This is a genomic window from Cylindrospermopsis curvispora GIHE-G1, from assembly GCF_014489415.1.
In the GTDB taxonomy this organism is placed as follows: domain Bacteria; phylum Cyanobacteriota; class Cyanobacteriia; order Cyanobacteriales; family Nostocaceae; genus Raphidiopsis; species Raphidiopsis curvispora_A.
The window spans coordinates 823,106-846,813 of the sequence record NZ_CP060822.1; the positions used below are offsets into that span (position 1 = coordinate 823,106).

The following is a 23,708-nucleotide window of genomic DNA, read 5'->3' on the forward strand; positions in this document are numbered from 1 at the left end:
TGTTAAAAGCATAATTTTGATGTTGCCTATACAAGTAGTATCTTTAATATACATGAACCATAAGCACTGAAATCATAATGGTTAATTGTTAATGATTAACTATTTGTCATGTTCTAATTATGAATCATATAACAGTTAAATCTCCAGATTTTGTTTATGCTAGAGATGGCAGTAGTTTTAGCCATATAGTCTTAGGATGGAGGCGAGCCAGAACGCCTGAACTAAAGCCTTATTTAAGTTCTTTGCTAATTCCAAACTTATTATGCAACTTGCACAAAAAAATGAATTGACAGAAGAAAGCGCTGCAACAACTAGAAAAGTCATACTCGATGTTAGCGGTATGAAGTGTGCTGGCTGTGTAAAAGCAGTAGAAAGACAGTTAACCCAACACCCGGGGGTAAAAAGCGCCTGTGTGAATCTAGCTACGGAAATTGCTGTGGTAGAAATAGAAGTGGATGCTGTTGAGGGGAATACGCTGGCACAGGTATTAACAGCGAAAGGGTTCCCCTCAGAAATGCGAAACACTCAGGGATCCAGCAGGGTTGGAAAGCAAGACCAAGAAATGAGATCTGCTTTTGTGCAGTTAATAGTTGCTTTTGGACTGTTGTTGTTTTCAGGACTGGGACACTTTGGCAGTCATCTATTTCCCATTTTGAGTAGCATTGGGTTAAATAACATTTGGTTTCATTGTACATTGGCAACTCTTGCACTCCTGTTTCCTGGTCGTCCAATCATTATAGATGGTTGGTTGGGTTGGCGACGAGGATCCCCAAATATGAATACCTTAATCGCTTTAGGAACTTTAACTGCTTACATTACCAGTTTAGTTGCACTTTTATTTCCCCGCATGGGTTGGGACTGTTTCTTTGATGAACCAGTAATGATATTGGGCTTTATCCTTTTGGGTAAAACCTTGGAGAAACAAGCTAAAGGGCGTACTGCATCAGCATTTCATCAATTGTTAGCCCTAAGACCACAAATTGCTAGACTAATTGTCAACCCTGATGGACAGAAATTAGCAGTTAGTCCCAACATTAATGTTATTGAAATACCAGCTGAACAGGTACGAGTAGGAGAGTGGTTACAAGTACTACCAGGGGATAAAATTCCCGTCGATGGTCAGGTGCAGTTTGGACAAACCACCGTTGATGAATCAATGTTGACTGGGGAAGCTGTTCCTGTAATTAAACAACCAGGAGATTCGGTTGCAGCGGGAACTATTAATCAGTCAGGGACTGTCTCGATTGTAGCTAGGAAAACCGGTGAACATACTACCTTGGCTCAGATTGTTGCTCTGGTAGAAACCGCCCAAACTCGTAAAGCTCCAGTGCAAAAATTGGCTGATACCATTGCTGGTTATTTTACTTATGCTGTTTTAACAGCTTCTTTTCTAACTTGGGCATTCTGGTATTTTGTGGGAACTCGTGTTTGGCCAGAGGTGTACATTGCTTCTGGAATGGTTATGGGTAATCATTCTATCCCCCTACCCAATGATCAAAATTCGGCACTCCTTATTAGTTTAAAACTGGCGATCGCAGTTTTGGTAGTAGCTTGTCCCTGTGCTTTAGGACTAGCCACACCCACAGCCATCTTGGTAGGGACTGGTGTAGGTGCAGAATCTGGGTTACTAATCAAGGGCGGAGATGTATTAGAAAAGGTTCACCATTTAAACACCATCGTATTTGACAAAACTGGTACTCTTACCACAGGTGATCCCACAGTTACAGACTGTATGCCACTAACAGATATAGACGCTGCCAATTTGATCCAATTAGCAGCAGCGGTGGAAAAAGGCACTTGTCATCCCCTAGCAAAAGCCATACAGCAGTCGGGAGAAAAGCTAAATTTACCCATCCCCCATGCCATGAATTTTTACACAGAACCAGGTATGGGAGTTTCCGCTCTAGTAGAGGGGAAAAGTGTGCTGTTGGGTAACTGGGAATGGTTAAACAATCATGGAATTACTATCAGTACCACTGCCCAACAACAAGGACAAAAGCTGGCAAAGGAAGGAAAAACAGTCATTGGTGTGGCTATAGATCACATGTTGGCAGGTTTAATTGCTGTTAGTGATACCATTAGACCTGATGCAAAATTAACAGTAAACCACTTGCAAAAAATGGGTTTACATGTTATGATGCTCAGCGGTGATAGGTTAGAAGCAGCGGTTGTTATTGCCCAACAGCTTGGTCTCGATAGTACCAGTGTTATTGCTGGTGTTACTCCAGAGCAGAAATCTGGACTAATTCTTTCTCTCCAGCAGGGTAGCTTAAATGTAGGTAATAATTCCTGTGTGGTAGCTATGGTGGGAGATGGTATAAACGATGCACCCGCTTTATCCCAAGCAGATGTGGGAATTGCCTTAGGTTCAGGAACAGAGGTGGCTATGGAAAGTGCGGAAATTGTCCTCATGGGTGACAGCTTGAGTGATGTGGTAGCATCTATTCAACTGGCTCGTAAAACTTTCACTAAAATTCGTCAAAACCTATTTTGGGCCTTTGCCTATAACACCATTGCCATTCCCTTAGCTGCTGGGGTTCTCTTACCCAGCTTACATTTTGTCCTAACTCCCTCCAGTGCTGCTGCGATTATGGCTTTTAGTTCTGTTAGCGTGGTGACTAACTCTCTTTTATTAAGAGGTGTGAAACTACAAAAATGCATTGTTCAAAATTAATAGTTCCCAGATAAGTCCTGTTTTCTTCCATAGCATCTACTATCGAATTGTATATGAAACCTAACCATTCTAACTGGGATGATGATCTACCACCAGATCCGCAGGAAATATATCAGGATTTAATTTCCACTCTGGAACGAAAAGTGGGATTTGGCCTGTACTTTGTCCAGTGCACACCTATTGAAGCTGATAACTTTGTTCAACGTATTAGTCGTGATCTAGCCAACAAAAAAATAGCTTTACTAAACTTATACGAACCAATAGAGAAGTTCTATGAGCATGTGAAAAACTATGTGCAGGGACAAACTATTGATATCCTCCTAGTTAAAGGTTTGGAATACTCCCTATACAAGTATGAGAAAAGGAATTTTGGTGAAGTTACAGAGGGACAGTTTACCAACTTAACCAAAGTGCCACCCATACTAAATCATCTCAATCAACAGCGAGAAAGATTCAGAGATGATTTCTCATTTTGCTTTGTGTTCTTACTACGGTCATTTTCTCTAAATTATTTGATTCATCGTGCCCCAGACTTTTTTGATTGGCGATCTGGAGTGTATGAGTTACCAACCACAGCAGAGTTGGTGGACGAAGAATCTCGTCGTTTAATTGTAGAGGGAGACTATAAAAAATATTTAGAGCTTACCCCCCAACAGAAAATCGAAACAATGTTGGAAATTCAAGAACTTCTGACAGAAAAATACCAAAATGATAGCAACAGAGCTAGATTGTTATTTGAAATGGGGAATCTACTGTATTCCGCTAACGAATACGAAACAGCCATTACATTTTATGAGCAGGAACTCAAACTTCAACCAGATGATCATAGTGCTTGGTGTAATCACGGACATGCACTGTTTAGTTTATCCAGGTATGAAGCCGCCATTGTATCCTATCGCCAGGCTCTGAAATTACGACCAGATGACCCGTTTTGCTGGTATGCACTAGGTAATTCCCTGCGTAAGTTGCATCGAGACCAAGAAGCAATTTTATCTTACAATCAAGCCATAAAAATTAAGACCGATGATCACTATTTCTGGTACAACCGGGGTAATGCACTCAGGAATATAGGGTGTAATGAAGAGGCAATTCTATCTTATGGTCAAGCCATAAAAATTAAACCGGATGAGAGTAATGTGTGGAACAATAGAGGTATTGCTCTGAGAAATTTAGGCAGATATCAGGAGGCAATTTTCTGTTATGATCAGGTGCTAAAGTTGCAACCCGATGACTACTATGCTTGGTATAATCGGGGAGTTGCACTAAAGAAACTCAAACAAAACGAAGCAGCTGTTTTATCCTATGATCAGGCCTTGAAACTGAAACCGGATGACCACTATACCTGGAACAATAGAGGCAATGCACTGGACGATCTAGGACGCATAGAAGAAGCAATCTTTTCTTATGATCAAGCTCTGAAAATCAAGCCAGATGATCAATATGCTTTTTATAACAAAGCCTGTTGTTATGCAGTTCAGGGTAGAATTCAAGAAGCACTAGAAAACTTAGAAAATGCAGTTAGTCTCAAACCTGAAGAATTTACACAAAGGGCAAAAGCTGATCCTGATTTTGATCGCATTCGAGAAGATGCACGCTTTCAGGCTTTAATTAATAAAACTTTTCACGATTGACCTCCAATTAACCCAGGCTGTTTACTTATGTCCCAAAATGCGGAACTGCTCAAGAACCTTTACAATGCCTTTAACCCGTTCCAACCTCTGTCAGCAGGAGATCCTAACTATGTAGACTGTCAAGACGTTAGAGGTGAAGCAGATATTTTGGAGGAATTGGGAAATCGCATTCAGCTGGCACGGGGAAATACTTGTCAACTGTATTCTGGACACAGAGGAGCAGGTAAATCTACTGAATTACTAAGATTGAAGAAATATCTGGAAGAGAGGCATTTTTACGTAATTTATTTTGCCGCTGATGAAGAGGATATAGATTCAGAGGATGCTCATTATACTGATATTCTTCTGGCTTGCACCCGCAGGTTACTTAAAGATTTACAACAAATAGGTAATCCTCAACCAGTACTAAATTGGCTGAAAGAGCGCTGGCAAGATCTAAAAGATTTAGCACTGACAGAAATCCATCTTGAGGATATGAACATAGAGATGCAAATTACTCAGTTTGCTAAGTTAACAGCTAACCTAAGAGCAGTTCCCGAACTACGCCAACAAATTCGAGAGAAGGTAAACCCCCACACAGTAACTTTAATTAGGGTGTTAAATGAATTTATTGGAGACGCGAAGAAACGGTTACCATCGAAACAACACCAATTAGCAGTAATTGTTGATAACTTAGACCGGATGATACTGGTGAAGGAGGGAAATCGGACTAATTATGAAGAGGTTTTTCTAGATCGGTGTGAGCAGCTCAAGTCTCTGGACTGTCACCTCATCTACACAGTTCCCATTGCTATGGTTTATTCCACTAGAGCTACTGATCTGCGCGACATTTATGGTGATCCCCAAGTTTTACCAATGGTGATGGTGCGCACTCCTGAGGGGGAAGTTTATCAACCAGGGTTGAAAAGGTTAACCGAGGTAATTGGGAGACGAGTTCGGCAATTTGCACCCAATATATGTATGGAAACGGAAATTTTTGACAGTCCAGACACTTTGGAAAAACTTTGTTTAATGAGTGGAGGTCACGTCCGAAATCTATTACTATTGACCCAGGATGCCATTGGACGCACCCAATATTTACCCGTATCTGAAAGAGCAGTTCGACGAGCTATTACTCAAGCTAGGGATACCTACCGCCGTGCTGTAGAAAATCATCAATGGCCTTTGCTGGCAGAAGTATCCCGTTCCAAACGCATCCTTAATGATGATCAGTATCGCAATCTGATGTTTAATCGTTGTTTATTAGAATATCGCTATTTGGATAAAGAAGGGGAAATACAGCGCTGGTATGATATTCACCCGCTGATTCAGGGAATCCAGGAATTTAAAGAAGCTCTAGCAAACATTTTGTGAGTTTCAACGCCTGGTAGCAAAATCTATCTTTCCAGTTTTCTGGTTTTTGTTAGAATATGAACATGATTTGGAGGGCCAGGTAACTGGTCATGGGCCTATAGAGACTATTTTCGGAAATCTACAGGGTTTAAAATCCAGCCAACTAAGACAATTACAACGGCTGTATCATCAGCGCGTATCAGGTAATTTTATTACCACATCTGAGTTTGCTCAAAGGCTGGCTGCAATTAGTACAGAGATAAATCAACCTGTTTGTTCTTATATTAATCGCAAAGGAAAAGTAATCAGGGTTGGTGTGGGCACTGTGCGTCAAACTCAAATTCCTCCCATGGAAATTCCCCGCTATGGTGCAGAAAGACTAAGTGGAATTCGCTGCATAGCAACGAATCTCAAATCAGAACCTCCCCATGAAGCAGCACTGACAGCAATGCTGTTACAGCGATTGGATGCTTTGGTTATTTTAAATCTCACAGGTACAGGATTTACAAAAAGGGGTGGGGGAGCAACTGGTTATGTGAAAGAGGTTTACTTAGCTCATTTAGTGTGTAATAGTCTACAGGTATCTTTTAATTCCTCATCGGCTATGACTGTTGGGGAGTCTAGATCTCCTGATTTTCACGTTTCACCCCCCTTAAGTTTAGATGCAATTGCCCAACTGGATTTTCTAGGTTTGGTAGAGGGTTTAGAAGCAGAATTTGAGCGGGAACATGTTGGACAGGAAGTAAATGGGGATCATGACCGAGTCATAGTTGTAGGGGTATTCACTGATGATGTAAGTGACCAACAATTCCAAGATACTATAGCGGAGCTGGCTAGGTTAGTAGATACAGCAGGAGGAGAGGTATTACAAAGCCTGCAGCAAAAGCGATCGCGCATTCATCCCCAAACGGTTATTGGTCAAGGAAAAGTCCAGGAGGTGGCTTTAACTGCTCAAACTCAGGGAGCCAATCTGATTGTTTTTGATCGGGATTTATCACCCGCTCAAGTACGAAACTTAGAATCCCAGATTGGTATTAGAGTAGTTGATCGTACAGAAGTAATATTGGATATATTTGCCCAGCGGGCTCAATCGGGAGCTGGGAAGTTACAAGTAGAACTAGCTCAACTGGAATATATGCTACCACGATTAACTGGTAGGGGGAGGGCTATGTCACGGTTGGGAGGCGGAATAGGAACTCGTGGACCTGGTGAAACCAAACTAGAAACGGAAAGACGAGCCATTCAAAGACGTATTTCCCGACTGCAACAGGAAGTTAACCAATTGCAGGCCCATCGTTGCCGTTTGCGTCAAAAACGACAACATCGGGAAATACCATCAGTGGCTTTAGTGGGATATACCAATGCGGGTAAGTCTACTCTACTTAACGCCCTAACTAATGCCCAGGTTTATACAGCTGATCAGCTATTTGCCACTCTTGACCCTACCACCCGTCGTTTAGTTATTCCGCAAGGGGAAAACCATCAAGTTCGGGAGGCATTAATTACGGATACTGTGGGGTTTATCCATGAGTTGCCCAATTCTTTGATGGATGCTTTCCGTGCTACTTTGGAGGAAGTTACAGAAGCGGATGCCTTAATACATCTAGTTGATTTATCCCACTCTGCTTGGTTAAGTCACATTAGATCAGTGCGAGAAATTCTAGCTCAAATGCCTATTACTCCTGGACCTGCTTTAGTTGTTTTTAATAAAATTGATCAGGTCAATAACGAAGTACTAGTTTCCGCACGGGAGGAATTTCCTTTGAGTGTGTTTATATCAGCTAGTCAGCGTTTGGGGTTGGAAACTCTCAGACTACGATTGTCACAGTTGATTGAATATGCTCTAGAACCAATAATACAAGAACAAGGATTTTAAAAACATGGGAATGTCAAATTGATGATGTAGAATTAGAAATTATCTAGGATTAGGGAGTATCTGATTAGGAAGGTTATGACTGCAAAAGTAGAAATTTACACTTGGAATAATTGTCCATTTTGTATACGTGCCAAAGGCTTGCTTACAGCTAAAGGGGTACAATTTACCGAATACAAAATTGATGGGGATGAGGAAGCAAGGCGCAAAATGGCTATTCGGGCAAATGGGAAACGCTCTGTACCCCAAATTTTTATTAATGATGTCCACATTGGTGGTTGTGATGATATTCACGACCTAAACAGTAGAGGGGGTCTGGATCCACTACTGCAAAATTCTGGGGACCAGCAGTGAAACTAGCTTTTATTATTGATCCCATCCATCAGCTAGACCCCTGTCACGATACCAGTGTGGCCCTGATGGAAGCAGCACAAATCCTGGGACATGAGGTCTGGATAACTCAGGTTAACCTACTGAATGTTATCCACAGTCAAGCCTGGGCCCTACTCCAACCTATAGAAATAACTCCAGTCGAATTGGTGGAGGGACGTTGGGTAGCAGCAAATCCTTGGTATAATTTGGGTCAGGCTGTTTTTGCTCCCTTGGAATCTATGCATGCTGTCTTTATGAGGACAGATCCCCCAGTTAATGATTCCTACCTCTATGCTACTTATATTTTAGACTACATTGACCCTGGTAAAACTCTGGTGGTTAACTCCCCTAGCGGTATCAGAGCTGCCAATGAAAAAATGTATGCACTACAATTCAAAGAAGCAATTCCTGAAACTATTGTTAGTGCAGATAAAGATGTAATTCGGGACTTTCTGGAAAAGAAAGGCACAACAGTTATTAAGCCCTTAGGTAACAAGGCCGGGGAAGGAATATTGATTGTGCAGGCAGGCGATCGCAATTTTAATTCCATAGTTGAGATCAGCACCATGCGGGGGCGATTGCCAGTCATGGTGCAAACCTATTTGCCAGAGGCGAAAAATGGGGACAAGCGGATCATTTTAATTAATGGTCAACCTATGGGGGCGCTCAACCGTCTAGCTAGTGGCAATGATTTTCGCAATAACATGGCTGCGGGTGGTACGGTGGCAAAAACAGAAATTAGCACCAGAGAGGAAGAAATTTGTCAACTATTAGCCCACAAACTGTGTCAGGATGGGTTAATTTTTGTTGGTATTGACATCATTGGTGGCTATTTGACAGAGGTCAATGTTACCAGTCCCACAGGAATCAGGGAAATCGACCGTCTCAATGGCACTCATTTGTCTAGGGAAGTGTTGTCACTCATCATTGCGGGGATTGGGGCGTCTCCTTTGTAAAAAGTCTGGTATGTCTGGGAGCTTGGAGGGCGGGGGAGTTGTATCGGTTTTTAGTGGTTGATTAACCGGAGTTTGAGGTACTGGTTTTTTAGGTGGCGTACTAGGACCTCTGGAATTAATAGCAGTCTGGGGGGTGGCCACAGGAGCTTCTCCGGTAAAGCCAGTGGCAATCACAGTAATTCTCACCTCTCCTTGTAGTCTGTCATCAATTACCGCTCCAAAAATAATATTAGCATTGGGATCAACCACTTCATAAATAGTTTCTGCAGCTGCATTCACCTCATGGAGTGTGAGATCGCTGCCACCGGTAATATTAAACACTACCCCTCTAGCACCCTCAATGGAGGATTCTAGCAAAGGTGATGAAATGGCTGCAATTGCTGCTTCTCGGGCCCTGGATTTTCCAGAACTCACACCAATTCCCATCAAAGCAGATCCAGCATCAGCCATAACTGCTCGCACATCAGCGAAATCAACATTGACTAAACCTGGGATAGTAATGATATCAGAAATACCCTGCACCCCCTGACGCAATACATCATCAGCGTAGCGGAATGCCTCCTGTACGGGAGTTTGTTCAGGTATAACCTCTAAAAGTTTATTATTAGGGATAATAATTAAAGTATCTACTCGACTTTTTAACCCCTCAATACCCTGTTCTGCTTGACTAGTACGTCGTCGTCCCTCAAAGACGAATGGTCTAGTAACCACCCCCACTGTCAGGGCACCCATTTCCTTAGCTACTTCCGCCACTATGGGAGCCGCACCCGTACCTGTACCGCCCCCCATACCAGCAGTAATAAATACCAAATCTGCTCCCTCCAGAGCGGTAGCAATTTCATCACGGGACTCTTCCGCCGCCTTTTGACCAATGGAAGGATTACCCCCAGCACCTAGACCCCTAGTTAATTTTTGTCCGATTTGCAGACGACTTGATGCATTAGCCCAGGTTAGAGCCTGAGCATCGGTATTAATGGACCAAAATTCCACCCCGGTCACATCAGATTCAATCATCCGGTTCACTGCATTACCCCCGCCACCACCAACACCAATTACCTTAATATTGGCGACCCTTCCGGGAACAATTTCCCCAATCCGTTTAGCTTCCAACATCTTTGTATTATCACTACCCTGTCCTAAGTTTAGCCCGGAACCGCCAAAAGGATTACTAGAATTAACTGATAAGGATAACCCTGGGTGTCCAAAAGATTGGGAGTTTTTATAGGTAAGCTCTTGGTTATTATCAAGTGTCATAGTTTACAAAATTACGTGGATGATTTTTTATGCTGTTCTTAATCCGAAAATCAAACATAGAGTCAACTATAGCCTGTGAAAACTATTATCATCTATGGAAACAAATTATTCCACAAACAGTCTAATACCGAATGTGCAACCCTGAAAAAAATTGGTGGTTATTGATGCAATTGTACTAATGGGTAATCAGGACTTTGGATATCAATATACACTATTTCCCCAGATTTAAATTTTGCTTTTAAATTACCCATTTCCCTGAGCCTCTGTATTTTCTGATCTAATTGCACCACAGGAATCCCCAAATGTACAGTACCTAATTCCATTTTGAAAATCACATTTGTCGGATCTCGAAAATCAATTTCCATTACGTTTAAATAATTCTCTCGGATGGCTTGATACACCAGAACCCAGTAAGGGTGATATTGTTCTGGTGAACCTAATACTTTCAAAGCAGGTAATTTACCCTGGGGATTGAAGGCAATATATTTTTCCCAAGGGATCAAGTTTCCACTGGCATCTATTAAATTTATATCATCACCTTTGGGATTTTGCGAACATGGAATTGCGGGTGAGGTGACTTTTTTTGAAGGGGCCTGAGGATTGGAGAGACAATTAGTTGCATTAGATTTTGACGAAGGTTGAATCATTGCTACTGGTAGTCTTTCTTGAATCTCAATATTTAACCCAGGTGGAAACAGACGACGCTTAACTATTGCCTGGGCAATAGTTGGTTGTCTTTCCAGAGATTGGGCAATTGCAGCGGGTCTAATTCGCCATAAGGACTGAGGATAAGAAAATTGCAGCAGTCTTTGAACTGTTTTCTGGGGTAGTATTTGATTCCCCGATCTCATCAAAATTTGTCCGGGAGTTGTGATCAACCAAACCGGTCCCAATATTATCCAAAACATTCCCCCTGCAATGCTACTAGTGGCTAGAATTCGCCAAACAGCTGTAAGAATTTTCACTTGTCTATGGCGACGCAATTTTTGTCTCCGTTTAACCAAATCCTGACGAGAAACCGATAACATGCCTGTCATTACAACCCCTTTCTAGTTTTTGCAATTCTTGGTATCAGACACAACCACGATTGGCTTACTATTCTATATTACTTTTATTGCTTTGAGTATCATCAGTATGGGGTTGAGGATGGCAAATTTCTATTTCCGCATCATATTCATTTCTTTTGGTAGCTAAGTTTACTAGAAACCATTGCAATCGCATACGCTCAATATAGGGCCATCCACCAGTGGATTCAATATCTTTCAGAAGGGTATACAGTTCTTGACGATTTTCCGGTAAACCATCTTGAAAAACTCCATCACGAATTTCTTTGTGTAAATACTCTAATTGTCTCAATAAATTTAGTAAGTTTTTTGTCTCACCTTGACAAGCTGTAACTGCTTCCCTAACTGCATTGTTAACTGCTTGTAAGCTGCTGGATGAATCTTCCAACGGCAGATTTTGGTCTTTCTTCATCGGAAATTATGGGTTGGAAACCCCGTCCTTGTGGACGGCTTGACATTTGAGGCACTTCTTGCTACGCTCTTCAAAGATTTGCAGAAGCTGGAATAACTGAACGTTACTCCAGGATAACACGGAATCAGAAGACAAACTGCCCATTTAAAATACCGATAAACCGAGAGATTAGGTTAACACTCCCGGTTTCCGCTGACTTGATTAATTATCATCGTTAAATTGGTCAATTGATTGATGCTCCCCTCAATGGTAGTTTGAATGTAGAGCAGTTTTACAACTTAGATATTAACGACATTGAGGTTGACCATGAGATATCGCGCTTTAATAATTGCTTTCTTAGCTTTATGCTTGGGTCTAATAACCGCTTGCAGTGATGCTACCTCATCCAGCGGCAAAGATCTACTAACTTATGAAGAAATTAGAGGAACTGGTTTAGCTAATAAGTGTCCTCAGCTATCAGAGGTTAGTCGTGGCTCTATTAATTTAGACAGCAACCAGTCCTATACTATTAAGGAACTTTGCTTAGAACCTACGAGTTACTTCGTCAAAGAAGAACCAGCTAATAAAAGGCAAGAAGCTGAATTTGTGCCTGGTAGATTGTTGACTAGATACACATCTACCATTGACCAAGTGCAAGGGGATCTGAAAATAAATCCAGATAATAGTTTGACCTTTGTAGAAAAAGATGGTTTTGACTTCCAAGCTATTACCGTTAAACTACCTGGTGGTGAACTAGTACCTTTCCTATTCACTATCAAAGATTTAGTTGCACAAACACAACCTAACTCGATCAACATCAATACTTCCACTGACTTTGAAGGTAAGTTTAAGGTTCCTTCCTATCGTGGAGCTTCTTTCCTTGATCCTAAAGGTCGTGGGGTGGTAAGTGGCTATGACAATGCTGTAGCTTTACCAGCTCAGTCTGATGCTGATGATTTAACTCGTACTAATGTAAAGCGTACAGAAATTCTCCAAGGCAAGATTTCTCTACAAGTATCTAGAGTGGATAATTCCACTGGTGAAATAGCTGGCACTTTCGAAAGTGAGCAGCCCTCTGATACGGATTTGGGTGCTGGTGAGCCTAAGGAAGTGAAGATTCGCGGTTTATTCTATGGTCGGGTGTCAACAAACAGTTAGGACTTGACCAACAAACCTAAGCCCCTGGATTTAGAAGCTCTAAACCAGGGCTTACTCAAATGACTAACTGTACAAACAACAATAACTCACATTTAAACTCAATCCCTAAATCCACTTACCTCAATGAGCGCGAAAATTATAGCGTTAGCTATTTCAAGTTTGGCTATTAGTGGGTGTGGTCTGGAGAACAGTTCAAATTCCCCGGGAGAAGGCCAAAAACCCCCAGCTAGTTTTCAGTTGACCAATCCTGTTGTTCCTGCTAAAATTGTTCCGGTAGTTAAAAGCAATAACATTCAGGTTACGCCATCAACCACCCAAAACAGTTCTGCCAGACCCTTGCCAAAGGCTAGACGTGACCCTTTTGGGGAAATTGTCCGGGTCCCACAAAAAATCTCCACATTGCCTTCTGTGGTAATGAGCACGAATGCTAGTCCTAATCCGCCAAAAAAACCAGTGGTAATTAAAGGTCAAAATTCTGTAAAACCTTTGTTGCCAAAAGTACCGGACACTAAATTAGCACAGGACATTCTAGTGAGCGGTGTAATTTTAGTTGATAAACAGGCTCGGGCAATTATTGCACTACCCGAGGATCCCACTGGTCGTTATGTGGAAGCTGGGGAAAAATTGCCTAATGGTATTTTAATTAAGCGGATAGAAATCAATCAGTGCGATAACCCAGTGGTTGTTTTAGAGCAGTTTGGGGTAGAAATCAAGAAGGTTGTCAAGGGAGAGTTTCCAGAAGATGGGAATGAACTTTGCTAGGTTTTACCTCTTTCCCCGGGCTTAGAGCTATAAATAGGATTTATACATATAAAAAATATGAAAACAATGCCGACCATAACACAAACTGAAACCAGGATTGAAATTGAATTCCCCTATTTACCCTTGGCTGTATATAGGGAAATAGCTGCACATTTATGCCAGGTAAAAGGGGTAGATGTGGAGTTAGTTACTCAAACATCTCTAGAGTTTGATTATTACCAAAGTCAAATCAAGTCTCTATGCATTTCCTGGCGACCTGATAGTGATTTACAAAGAATTCAGCAGATACTGGAATATTACCAAAAACGTTGTCACAAGGACTAGAAAAGGGTTGATGGGTAAAAGTTAATACTGGGTGGGGGTTCGGGGTCGCCTCCGCCCAGGTGGGGCATAAGTAAATGCGATTAAGGCAGGTACGGGAATAATAACATGTGAATTCGTCATATTTCACTCATACCTGCTTGCTATGGATGATAAATTTCACAGAGGAAACTGTGGGGTTCGCATTTAGTGTTGATGGAGATCTTAACTAACTCTGTTAATTGATTCTGCTGGTAAGCAAATCAAATTGTCACCCTGGGTGAGAATTAGTCCACGTTGACGTAACTTACCCATCAAGCGGGTGACAGTGACCCGGGTAGAACCGATCGCACTACCAATTTGGGCATGGGTAAGGGGGAAAGGTAGACAATAGCCACGAATGACATCAGGATCAGTCTCACTCATTGCTGGTTCTCCGTATTCCTCAATCAACAGGGTAAGAAATCCGAGGAGTCGATCGATGGTGCGGCGTTGACCTAAAGCACTTAACCATAACAACTTGCGTTGATGTTGGTATCTAAAAGCATCCATAACTTCACGGCGGAAGTGAGGCCAGTTATCTAAATCATGCCAGTACATCCACAGAACCGCAGTTTGGTCAACGTGGGCATAAGCTTGGAGTGTAAATGGGGACTGGGCAACTATTTCAAATGGTTGTCCTGCTCCTACAAAACCCAAAAATGCTTCCTCAGGAGTTCTGTTGATACGTCTGGATGTTAGTTGACTAGCAGTAGCACTTACTTGTGCTGTTCCCACCATGCGGATGGCACCTCTTTGAACTAAATATAGCAACCCAGGTCTAGCGGGAATGCGTTCGTCTTTACTGAAGGTCCGACAGCGGTAGTGTTCTTGTGCCCAGTCAAGAATTCGTTGCCAGGTTAAAAATGGGCGTGATGCTTCGGAAAAAGATGATTGAGATTGCATAGGTAACAAATAGCGTTCAACTCAAGACAAAGATTAAATTAAAGGGCGCAAGGAGTGTCTTGGTGTTAACAGGGTAGGCCTAACACCCAGTGGTGTCAGCCATCCAAAATGTAGACAGCTAATATGGGTATATGTTGCTATCTACTATTTTGTTATACTTCTTAGCCATGAGAGTAGTGAAGTTTACCGATTATTCATGGATTACTCATGAAATTTTATCCTACCCTCATTTTCCTCCACTTAGAGTAAATTTCTATCTTAAGACAGATGGAACAGGATAAAATTGGGATAACCCTAAGAGTTTTCTGTTTGACTACGTGCAACACTGGCTACTATTTCAGAAGTATACCTCAGTTAAACATTTAGTATATATCCATTTGGTGAATTTTCTAAGTGTTTATACTAAGAATGAGAAAATTCTATGGATGGAACGAGGAAAATTACCTCTATACCAAGATACAAATGGTAAAAAAATATTATATATTGCTGGTGTAGCTTTGCAAGTCTTCCCTAGGGATAATTTTTTAGCACCTGGTAAACTAACTGATCATAAACTTGATCTGGTTAATTTAATTGCAAGCCATTTTTCCGCCAGCAACAGCGATATTTTTGACGTTCAGGTTCCCACAACTGGTTCCATTCATATACAACCAACTGACTTGACTATAGCATCTTGGCTACATAGACTCACAATTAAAGATCATAATTGGCAACCTATACTAGACTGGGGGGTGGAATCCCAAATTCGGAGCCATGGTTCTGTCTATAATTCGTTGAGCATTTTTGCTGTTCAACATGCTTACGCCAGGTGTGTTTCACTCATTAGTTTAGCAAAACGTGAAGGCTGGATAAAAGTTGTCGAAAATGGCACTGACAGTCAACCGCTATTATCAGTCGGTTCCATACCTTGGTTAGACCACTGCCAAAAACTCCGTTTTTATCAACCGGATGAAATTCATCTCATTCACCTGTTGGTGAGCACTGTGGATGATTTGGCATTCCCCTATATTCAGCGTTCTATTAATTGGTTAGCAGTCGCTGAAAAATTAAGTTCCGCGTTTGAGAAATTTTGGTCTAACTGTCCTATTTGGGGATATGTAAAAATTCATGATCTGGAATTAGCTAAAGCGAGAATAGGAGTGCTGATTTTGACTCAGGTAGTTATAAAGTATATTTTGGAAGTTAAGTTGGGTGTTACTGCTATTTCTCGGTTGTAGTAACTATTTAAGTAAAAACTTTTCTATGGCAATTGCTACCCCATCCTCTTCCACACTGGAAGTAACCCAATTGGCGATCGCCTGTACAGGTTGAGGTGCGCCACCCATAGCCACACCAATGCCAGCATATTCCAGCATTTCTAGATCATTAAAATTATCACCAATGGTCATCACATTATCACTGGTTAATCCCAGTAGTTCCTCCGCCAAATATCTCACAGCAGTACCTTTATTGACAAAAGGGTTAGTTACCTCCAAAAAAGTGGAAACAGAAGTTGTCATATAAAGTTCTGCGGGAGTATATTGGAGACGTAACTTACCTAAAAGTTCCTGAATCAAATCCACATCATGGGATAAAGCCAAAACCTTAGTGGGTCCTGGAGAGGAACCATGATCAGTTAACAACTGACGTAAATCGCCAATAGCTAAAGGAGTAACGCCACAACGCTCCACATATATTGTGGTTTCGGTTGTCATCTCTCGCACGTAAAGTTGATCACCAACGTAGAAATGAACAGAAAGCAAAGGGCGTAAATCTGGCTGTTCAAAGTAATCCAACAACTGCTCAGCAATGCTCTTAGAAACAGCTAGGTGACGATGTAACTCACCCGTGTGAGGATTTTGAATCCAAGCTCCTTGATAAGCCATTAGTGGTAAACTGGACCTAATATCCTGATGAAATCGCAAAGCAGAGCAATACATCCTTCCGGTAGCTATGGCCACCTCAATCCCCTGACTTTGAACCTGGCCAATAGCTGTTTTAACAGTTTCACTAATTTGATTGTCATGTCCAGCAATTGTACCATCTATGTCCAATACCAGGAGCTTAATCTCCCCACTAATTACCGGTTGATTGTTGATAGATACCATAATAAAACATACTTCCATTATTGATTGTTCTTAATCTCGACAACAAATTATAACCATAGGCCAACTCAGTGATTTTAGATTCTGTAGACAAAAGTTATCCTACCATCATTCTGGTAGATGGACACTCCCTAGCTTTCCGCTCCTATTTTGCCTTTGCCAAAAGTAGAGCAGGTGGATTACGCACAAAATCAGGTATTCCTACCAATGTTTGCTTTGGCTTCATTCAATGCTTATTAGATGTAATAGCAAAGGAACAGCCACAAGCTATAGCAATAGCATTTGATTTAGCTGGGCCAACCTTTCGCCATGAAGCAGATAGTAACTATAAAGCAAATAGGGCAGATACACCAGAAGATTTCATTCCCGACTTAGTGAACTTGTATAGTTTGTTGGAAGCATTAAAAATACAAGTTGTCACACAGCCAGGTTATGAAGCAGATGATATATTGGGCACCTTAGCCGAAACAGCATTCCATAGTGGCTACCGAGTGAAAATCCTATCAGGAGACAGGGATTTATTTCAGCTTATTGATGAAAATAAAGGGATTACAGTTTTAAACTTTACCCCGGAAGCATTAAAAAGTTCTGCCAACGGAATCAAAGAATTTTACACCCTAGACGTTAAGGAAAAATTAGGGGTTTTACCTAATCAAGTTGTAGACTTCAAAGCTCTTTGTGGTGATACATCTGATAATATTCCTGGAGTTAAGGGAATTGGAGAAAAAACGGCGGTTAAATTATTAAATAGCTATAAATCCCTGACGGAAATTTATGCCAATATCAATAAAATCACCGGTGCAAATCAGCAAAAACTAATTGCAGGTCAAGAAAATGCCCTCCATTCCCAATATTTAGCTAAGATAGTTACCGACGTACCCATAACAATCAAAATACAAGACTGTCATTTAAAAGGTTTTGATACTGCTAAGATAATTCCCATTCTGGAGAAATTAGAATTCAAGAAATTTCTAGACAGGATTGAAGAAATAGAGAAAAAATTTAGCCATTCCCAGTCAGCTTCCTTGACCGGGGAGCCTAATAACTCTAACACTAATAAAACTAATAACTTGGCACCGGATGATGAGTTATGGTTTTTCAGTGCAGCAGATACGCTAAATGCACAAAAATCACAAACATTAAAACAAGGTAGTTCGGAGATTAAAGTCCGCATTATAAATACAGAAGAGAAATTGCGAGAATTGGTTAGTGTACTAGAACAGCATAAAGATCCAGAAAACCCTGTTGCATGGGATACAGAAACCACAGATTTAGATCCAAGAAATGCAAATTTAGTGGGAATAGGTTGTTGTTGGGGGACGGGAGAAAATGATGTGGCCTATATCCCCTTGGGACATAACATAACAACTAATCTGGAGCATAATCTTCAACTAAATACAGTATTATCAACCCTGGAGAAAATTTTAGCCAGTAGGGACTATCCTAAAACATTTCAAAATGCTAAATTTGATAGATTGATTTTTAAATACCAAGGAATTACCTTGGATGGCGTGGTATTTGATCCCATGTTAGCTAGTTACGTATTAAATCCCGATCACACCCACAACTTAACTGACCTAGCATTAAGATATTTAGGATTGCAGTTGACAGAATATGATCATATTGTGCAAAAGTCAGGTAAAAAAGAACCACAAAAAACTATTGCTGATATTAGTATCCATACAGTTGCCAATTATTGTGGCAAACAGGTTTATGCAACCTGGCAACTGGTAGGTAAATTAAGAGAGGAATTAAATAAAATTCCTGCCTTATTTAAGTTGTTGGTAGATGTGGAGCAACCACTAGAAGTAGTCTTAGCGGAAATGGAACATAGGGGAGTAATAATAAATTCTGCTTATCTACAACAATTGTCCCAACATATAGAGTCAGATTTAGCTACCTTAGAAATTAAAGCAACAAAAATTGCCGGAGAAAATTTCAACCTAGGGTCCCCCAAACAACTTAGCTATATTCTGTTTGAAAAACTGGGTTTAAGTACCAAATATTCTCGCAAGATCTCCACAGGTTATTCTACAGATGCACCAACTCTGGAAAAACTACAAGAGGTTGATGAAACTGGTTTTGTAGACGCGATTATTGAATATCGAACATTGGCTAAATTAAAATCAACCTATGTGGATGCTTTACCAGAATTAGTAAATCACAAAACTCAACGAATTCACACTAACTTTAACCAAACCGCAACTGCAACCGGTCGATTATCTTCTTCCAATCCTAATTTGCAAAACATTCCCATTCGTACAGCTTTTAGCAGACAAATTAGAAAAGCCTTTTTACCTGAATCTGGTTGGCTAATGGTTGCTGCTGATTACTCCCAAATTGAATTGAGGATATTGGCACATTTAAGTCAAGAACCAATGTTAATTCAAGCCTATAGCAACAATCAGGATATCCATAGTCTGACGGCAAAACTACTGTTTGATAAAGAGGATGTCACATCACAAGAAAGGCGTTTTGCTAAAACTATTAATTTTGGTGTGATTTATGGAATGGGTGTATTAAAATTCTCTCGCTCCACAGGTGTAGACAAGAATATAGCAAATGAATTTATTCAGAAATTTAATCAAAGGTATCCGTTGGTTTTTACATATTTAGAAACTATTAAGAAACAGGCTATTTCTCAAGGTTATGTGGAAACAATTCTAGGAAGAAGACGTTATTTTGATTTCACTAATAAAACCCTACGGGAGTTAAAAGGTAAAGATTTACAAGAAATAGAACTAAACAAGTTAAAGAATTTAGGTCCCTATGATGCGGGACTATTACGCTCTGCTGCTAATGCACCAATTCAGGGTTCTAGTGCGGATATTATTAAGATTGCTATGGTGAGGTTACATGAGGTATTAAAGCGTTATCAGGCAAGATTACTTTTACAGGTACACGATGAGTTAGTTTTTGAAGTTCCACCCAGTGAGTGGGATGAGCTACAATTACAAATTAAGTCACTTATGGAGAATTCCATGAAATTAAGCGTTCCCCTAGTAGTGGATATACATGTGGGTGAAAACTGGATGGAAACAAGGTAAAAGTTCTCTAAGGTTTAAAAAACTCTAAAAAATTCCATGATGTTTTCCACAAATATTAAGGGATTTTCTAAGTGCGTGTTGTGTGCAGATCGGTTAATTATCACCAATTTACTCCCCGGAATTAAATTGTATATAACAGTATTAATATCAATAAATTTCTGATCATATTCACCTACTAATAAAAGCAGGGGAATTTGATTATATTCTAGTTTGTGCCAGAGTGAAGGTTGATATCCAGTACCCATAAATTGTAAGGATTTAGCTATTTTCAAGGGACTATTTGCTAATCTGGTTTCTATCATTTTTGGATATGCTGGATGATTTTTTATCTGACCGAAAATCGGCTGACTATACCAATTATTTAAAAAAACACCGAACTCATTTCTGGTCCTAATTCTGGTTAGCTTCTGGATAATTCCAGCATCGCTTTTTATTCTCATCATTCTCTGGGAATCCTTTGATAAGCCAGGTGAGGAAGATTCTAGCACAACTTTAATAAATCTCTCCGGGAAATTTATGGTGAGATATAGTGCTATTCTTCCTCCCATAGAATAACCTACTAAAAAGCATTTTTCTATCTTTAGTTCATCCAGGAGATTAATAATAGCCTGGGCGGTATTTTCCATTCGATAATAATCATTACCCCCTAACACCTCAGTCTTCCCATGTCCTGGTAAATCCACAGTTAAATAGGAAAAATTGTTATTTAGTAATTTTATGACATTATCAAACTCGTAAATATTACCCATGAAACCATGCAAAAACATAATTACTTGCCTATCACTATTTAAATCTAAACAATAGTGCAATAGGATTCTTGAATCAAAAAAGCTATATTTCTTATTCACAAATTCCTTATAACTTCCTTATAAATTCCTGATAGGTTTATGCTACCTATAACAAACGGTGGACTCATTGGACACAATATACGCTTATTATCTTTATTGGGTGGGAATATGCCAAAACGTGTTGTGATAGAACCTCATTTAAGTACTGGAGACTTAGAAAAACGTTATCGACAATCACAGAATAGCATTGAACGCAGTCATTATCAAATCATCTGGTTGTTAGCACTGGGGAAAACAACTCTAGAGGTGTCCAATGTTACAGGATATGGTGTTTCCTGGATTTATGAGTTAGTTCGTAGTTATAATCGTTACGGTCCAGAGATTCTGGGAGACCTGCGCAGAAACAACCGGGGGACAAAGCCATTATTGAACGATGAGCAACTTCAGTATTTGCAGCAAGTTTTACAGTCCGAACCTGAAGATGGGGGTGCATGGAATGGACCTAAAGTTTCACAATGGATGAGTAAAATATTAAATAGAACTGTTTATCCTCAAAGAGGATGGGAATATTTGAAGAAACTTCAAAATGGATAATTCTTGGAAGTTTTCCCAGAGCAGAAAACAAAATTCCCAAAAAAATTGACATTTTGCACAGTCCACTCCAAAATAGTAAATGTTTACCTTTACCCAAAAATAAACATTTTGGGTAAATATGTTGAGAGTACAGACTCAGCTTATATGTGATTGTTTGAGTGGAAAACCTCTACTGGCTAGAAAAAATCAATCCAGAAGACTGTTCCTTCGTTGGAGATAAGGCGTTTTACCTGAGCAGAATTTCCCAAAAGGGCTATCCGGTTGTTCCTGGTTTCGTGCTTTCCGCAAATCTGTGGCGCGAATTTGTGGTAAATCTCACGAGTTCTGAATCCCTAATTGCGGATTTACCCAACTCCTCCCTACATTTGGATATCAATAATTGGCGACAACTTCAACAAGTGTCTAGTCGTTTGCGACAAGAAGTGATTGGTGCTAGTCTGCCCAGTTCTTGGATAAGCCAAATTTATCAAGCTGGTAGAGATTTAACAGATAATTGTTTAATCCTACGTCCTAGTTTGAGCATATCATCGGCTAATTGTCTTGTAGGCAATATTTCTGGTTTATTTAAACCAGTGCTTTGTGCCGTTAACGAGCAGTGTATCACAAATGGATTGAAGCACACTTGGGGACAAATATTTGGGGCTCGAAGCATTCTATATTGGCAAAGTGTAGGTGTTAATTTACAACATATTAATTTGGCAGTATTAGTACAACCCGTGGAAAATGCGATCGCATCGGGGTCAATAAAATTTCATACTTCTGCATTAGAAGTGGAAGCTACTTACGGATTAGGAATGGCTATTACCAAGGGGGAGGTTTTGCCAGACGTTTATTACATTAACCATAACACGGGTGGGATTGAAGAAAAGCATTTGGGAAATAAGGTTCTGTCATATTCTGTAGATGGATCTAAAGCAATTACCAATGACAACTGTTTATTTTCCTATACAGTAAGCCAAGAAAAGCAGAAGCTGTATGCACTACCAGATGAATTTCTAGAGGAAATTATTACTTTAGGCAATCAATTAGTTAGGGAACTAGGTAGAAAATTAACTATTAAATGGACTATTACTGCCAATCCCCCAAAACTGTACATCACTCAAGTTAATGTTCCTAGATCCGTAACTCCTCATCTATTACTTAAAGGGATTGGCGCGGCCAAAGGAAAAATAAATGCTAGTGCTTACGTAATAGGTAACATCCAGCCCAAACCCTCGCAAATTCCTAAAGATGTCATTTTAGTCGCCCCAATAATTACAACTGACTGGTTTCCTATCTTACATAATGTTAAGGGTATTATTACTGAAAAAGGTGGGTTAACCAGTCATGGGGCAATTTTGTCTAGGGAATTGGGGATTCCTGCTGTAGTCAGTGCTAGGAATGCGACCAATATAATTCAAACTGGGGAGAGAATATTGCTGGATGGTGATCGGGGGGAGGTGTATTATAGTTCTGGTTCAGAAGATAGTTTGAGAGGTGCTGAAAAAATCGCTCGTGACAATCAAGATCTTGATTTTTCCCATGAGAAAAGTTATGTTCATGATGGGTTTAGTAACCATCGAATATTACCGATGATTGGCACTAAATTGCTGGTGAATCTTAGTCAGCCAAATTTGATTGAAAAAGTACGAAATTTGCCGGTGGACGGTGTGGGACTATTACGATCTGAACTAATGTTACTAAATATTCTACATGGAGAAAATCCCCACAATTGGATTGCCAATGGTAGAGAAACAGAATTATTAGACAGGTTATCAAAGCAAATTCAGGACTTTGTCCAAGCTTTTACACCGCGACCAATTTTTTACCGTTCTTTAGATTGGTATCATCAAGATTTATCTTCCTATCATGGTAGGGAAAATCCACCTGCTTCTATTTTAGGGGAACATGGGACTGCTAGCTATTTAAAAAATCCCGGAGTCTTTGAACTAGAATTAAAAGCCCTAGCTAGGTTACAAAAAGATGGTTACAGTAATATTTATTTAATGCTCCCTTTTGTAAGAACAGTAGAGGAGTTTATATTTTGCCAGCGCAAAGTTGTGGAGTTTGGATTAACTGAAAATCCCCAGTTTCAATTGTGGATCATGGCAGAAGTTCCTAGTATTTTATTTTTATTACCGGAATATATTAAGTCTGGTGTGCGTGGTATTTCCATTGGTACTAATGATTTAACCCAATTAATTTTAGGCGTGGACCGGGAAACAGAAGACCTATCCCCCCTACTTAATCAACGTCATCCTGCTGTTATGAGGACTATTTCCCAGTTAATTAAAATGGCTCAAGCTGGTGGTATTTCCTGTTCTATTTGTGGTCAAGCTCCTGTTTTATATCCGGAAATTATTGATCAGCTAATACAATGGGGTATAGATTCTATTTCTGTAGAACCAGAAGCGGTGGAAAGAACTTATCACACAATTGCTAGTGCTGAACAAAGACTGATTCTCGCAGCAGCTAGAAAGCAACTAGAAAGTTAAATAAATGGT

19 protein-coding genes are annotated in these 23,708 nt (G+C 40.3%); 13 read left to right on the forward strand and 6 right to left on the reverse strand.

Annotated features, from left to right (window positions below; translation table 11 throughout):
• Positions 1-262 precede the first annotated feature (262 nt).
• The 6 genes from IAR63_RS03950 to gshB all read left to right on the forward strand — a co-directional run bounded on the left by IAR63_RS03950 (position 263) and on the right by gshB (position 8,838).
• Complete coding sequence (locus IAR63_RS03950; protein WP_187706661.1) at positions 263-2,674, forward strand: heavy metal translocating P-type ATPase; 2,412 nt, start codon at positions 263-265, stop codon at positions 2,672-2,674.
• Between the two features lie 53 nt (positions 2,675-2,727).
• Positions 2,728-4,305 carry a tetratricopeptide repeat protein gene (locus tag IAR63_RS03955; protein ID WP_187706662.1) on the forward strand — a complete coding sequence of 526 codons (1,578 nt, stop codon included), beginning with the start codon at positions 2,728-2,730 and terminating at the stop codon, positions 4,303-4,305.
• 27 nt (positions 4,306-4,332) lie between these two features.
• Positions 4,333-5,658, forward strand: a complete 1,326-nt coding sequence (locus IAR63_RS03960) for an ATP-binding protein (protein WP_187706663.1) — start codon at positions 4,333-4,335, stop codon at positions 5,656-5,658.
• 97 nt (positions 5,659-5,755) lie between these two features.
• A complete protein-coding gene (hflX, locus tag IAR63_RS03965; RefSeq protein WP_187707350.1) occupies positions 5,756-7,513 on the forward strand; it encodes a GTPase HflX in 1,758 nt (585 codons plus the stop codon).
• Positions 7,514-7,588: 75 nt separating this feature from the next.
• On the forward strand, positions 7,589-7,864 hold the full coding sequence (gene grxC, locus IAR63_RS03970; RefSeq protein ID WP_187706664.1) for a glutaredoxin 3: 276 nt from the start codon (positions 7,589-7,591) through the stop codon (positions 7,862-7,864).
• Positions 7,861-8,838: a glutathione synthase gene (gshB, locus tag IAR63_RS03975; protein ID WP_187706665.1), complete on the forward strand. Its 978-nt coding sequence runs from the start codon at positions 7,861-7,863 to the stop codon at positions 8,836-8,838. The genes grxC and gshB overlap by 4 nt, the downstream gene beginning before the upstream one ends.
• Here gshB and ftsZ read toward each other — a convergent pair.
• From ftsZ to IAR63_RS03990, 3 genes are all read right to left on the reverse strand, one after another.
• Positions 8,800-10,092 (reverse strand): cell division protein FtsZ, encoded by a 1,293-nt coding sequence (gene ftsZ / locus IAR63_RS03980; protein ID WP_187706666.1) that lies wholly within the window; start codon positions 10,090-10,092, stop codon positions 8,800-8,802. The two genes, gshB and ftsZ, sit on opposite strands and share 39 nt — an antisense overlap.
• A gap of 158 nt (positions 10,093-10,250) precedes the next feature.
• Positions 10,251-11,129, reverse strand: a complete 879-nt coding sequence (locus IAR63_RS03985; RefSeq protein WP_187706667.1) for a cell division protein FtsQ/DivIB — start codon at positions 11,127-11,129, stop codon at positions 10,251-10,253.
• 58 nt (positions 11,130-11,187) lie between these two features.
• Positions 11,188-11,568 (reverse strand): hypothetical protein, encoded by a 381-nt coding sequence (locus IAR63_RS03990; RefSeq protein WP_187706668.1) that lies wholly within the window; start codon positions 11,566-11,568, stop codon positions 11,188-11,190.
• Between the two features lie 306 nt (positions 11,569-11,874).
• On the opposite strand from IAR63_RS03990, the gene psbO reads away from it, so the two are divergent.
• The 3 genes from psbO (at position 11,875) to IAR63_RS04005 (ending at position 13,791) form a co-directional block, all read left to right on the forward strand.
• The gene (gene psbO / locus IAR63_RS03995) at positions 11,875-12,705 is read left to right on the forward strand and encodes a photosystem II manganese-stabilizing polypeptide (protein ID WP_187706669.1); all 831 of its coding nucleotides are present in this window, start codon (positions 11,875-11,877) and stop codon (positions 12,703-12,705) included.
• A 123-nt stretch (positions 12,706-12,828) separates the two neighbouring features.
• The gene (locus IAR63_RS04000) at positions 12,829-13,467 is read left to right on the forward strand and encodes a hypothetical protein (protein ID WP_187706670.1); all 639 of its coding nucleotides are present in this window, start codon (positions 12,829-12,831) and stop codon (positions 13,465-13,467) included.
• Positions 13,468-13,524: 57 nt separating this feature from the next.
• Complete coding sequence (locus tag IAR63_RS04005; RefSeq protein ID WP_187706671.1) at positions 13,525-13,791, forward strand: hypothetical protein; 267 nt, start codon at positions 13,525-13,527, stop codon at positions 13,789-13,791.
• A 201-nt stretch (positions 13,792-13,992) separates the two neighbouring features.
• Here the strand turns inward: IAR63_RS04005 and IAR63_RS04010 are convergent, their stop codons facing one another.
• The gene (locus IAR63_RS04010; RefSeq protein ID WP_006278709.1) at positions 13,993-14,712 is read right to left on the reverse strand and encodes a Crp/Fnr family transcriptional regulator; all 720 of its coding nucleotides are present in this window, start codon (positions 14,710-14,712) and stop codon (positions 13,993-13,995) included.
• 425 nt (positions 14,713-15,137) lie between these two features.
• Between IAR63_RS04010 and IAR63_RS04015 the strand changes: the two genes are divergently transcribed.
• Positions 15,138-15,929 carry a hypothetical protein gene (locus tag IAR63_RS04015; RefSeq protein ID WP_187706672.1) on the forward strand — a complete coding sequence of 264 codons (792 nt, stop codon included), beginning with the start codon at positions 15,138-15,140 and terminating at the stop codon, positions 15,927-15,929.
• Between the two features lie 3 nt (positions 15,930-15,932).
• On the opposite strand, the gene IAR63_RS04020 is transcribed toward IAR63_RS04015, so the two are convergent.
• Positions 15,933-16,817 carry a Cof-type HAD-IIB family hydrolase gene (locus IAR63_RS04020; RefSeq protein ID WP_187706673.1) on the reverse strand — a complete coding sequence of 295 codons (885 nt, stop codon included), beginning with the start codon at positions 16,815-16,817 and terminating at the stop codon, positions 15,933-15,935.
• 50 nt (positions 16,818-16,867) lie between these two features.
• Here IAR63_RS04020 and polA point away from each other — a divergent pair, with 50 nt between their 5' ends.
• Positions 16,868-19,843 (forward strand): DNA polymerase I, encoded by a 2,976-nt coding sequence (polA, locus tag IAR63_RS04025; protein ID WP_187706674.1) that lies wholly within the window; start codon positions 16,868-16,870, stop codon positions 19,841-19,843.
• A 14-nt stretch (positions 19,844-19,857) separates the two neighbouring features.
• Here polA and menH read toward each other — a convergent pair whose 3' ends face one another.
• On the reverse strand, positions 19,858-20,691 hold the full coding sequence (gene menH, locus IAR63_RS04030; RefSeq protein ID WP_187706675.1) for a 2-succinyl-6-hydroxy-2,4-cyclohexadiene-1-carboxylate synthase: 834 nt from the start codon (positions 20,689-20,691) through the stop codon (positions 19,858-19,860).
• A 108-nt stretch (positions 20,692-20,799) separates the two neighbouring features.
• On the opposite strand from menH, the gene IAR63_RS04035 reads away from it, so the two are divergent.
• Both IAR63_RS04035 and IAR63_RS04040 read left to right on the forward strand, forming a co-directional pair.
• A complete protein-coding gene (locus tag IAR63_RS04035; RefSeq protein ID WP_187706676.1) occupies positions 20,800-21,225 on the forward strand; it encodes a helix-turn-helix domain-containing protein in 426 nt (141 codons plus the stop codon).
• A 158-nt stretch (positions 21,226-21,383) separates the two neighbouring features.
• Entirely contained in the window at positions 21,384-23,699 is a 2,316-nt protein-coding gene (locus IAR63_RS04040) for a putative PEP-binding protein (RefSeq protein ID WP_187706677.1), read from the forward strand.
• Positions 23,700-23,708 lie beyond the last annotated feature (9 nt).

Bases quoted from the DNA above. Each gene is read 5' to 3' on its own strand.
- IAR63_RS04000 (WP_187706670.1), top strand. From the start codon at position 12,829: ATGAGCGCGAAAATTATAGCGTTAGCTATTTCAAGTTTGGCTATTAGT.
- IAR63_RS04010 (WP_006278709.1), bottom strand. From the start codon at position 14,712: ATGCAATCTCAATCATCTTTTTCCGAAGCATCACGCCCATTTTTAACC.
- IAR63_RS04015 (WP_187706672.1), top strand. From the start codon at position 15,138: ATGGAACGAGGAAAATTACCTCTATACCAAGATACAAATGGTAAAAAA.
- ftsZ (WP_187706666.1), bottom strand. From the start codon at position 10,092: ATGACACTTGATAATAACCAAGAGCTTACCTATAAAAACTCCCAATCT.
- IAR63_RS03950 (WP_187706661.1), top strand. From the start codon at position 263: ATGCAACTTGCACAAAAAAATGAATTGACAGAAGAAAGCGCTGCAACA.
- psbO (WP_187706669.1), top strand. From the start codon at position 11,875: ATGAGATATCGCGCTTTAATAATTGCTTTCTTAGCTTTATGCTTGGGT.
- IAR63_RS03990 (WP_187706668.1), bottom strand. From the start codon at position 11,568: ATGAAGAAAGACCAAAATCTGCCGTTGGAAGATTCATCCAGCAGCTTA.
- IAR63_RS04020 (WP_187706673.1), bottom strand. From the start codon at position 16,817: ATGGAAGTATGTTTTATTATGGTATCTATCAACAATCAACCGGTAATT.
- IAR63_RS03985 (WP_187706667.1), bottom strand. From the start codon at position 11,129: ATGACAGGCATGTTATCGGTTTCTCGTCAGGATTTGGTTAAACGGAGA.
- IAR63_RS03955 (WP_187706662.1), top strand. From the start codon at position 2,728: ATGAAACCTAACCATTCTAACTGGGATGATGATCTACCACCAGATCCG.
- grxC (WP_187706664.1), top strand. From the start codon at position 7,589: ATGACTGCAAAAGTAGAAATTTACACTTGGAATAATTGTCCATTTTGT.
- IAR63_RS03960 (WP_187706663.1), top strand. From the start codon at position 4,333: ATGTCCCAAAATGCGGAACTGCTCAAGAACCTTTACAATGCCTTTAAC.
- IAR63_RS04005 (WP_187706671.1), top strand. From the start codon at position 13,525: ATGAAAACAATGCCGACCATAACACAAACTGAAACCAGGATTGAAATT.
- IAR63_RS04035 (WP_187706676.1), top strand. From the start codon at position 20,800: ATGCCAAAACGTGTTGTGATAGAACCTCATTTAAGTACTGGAGACTTA.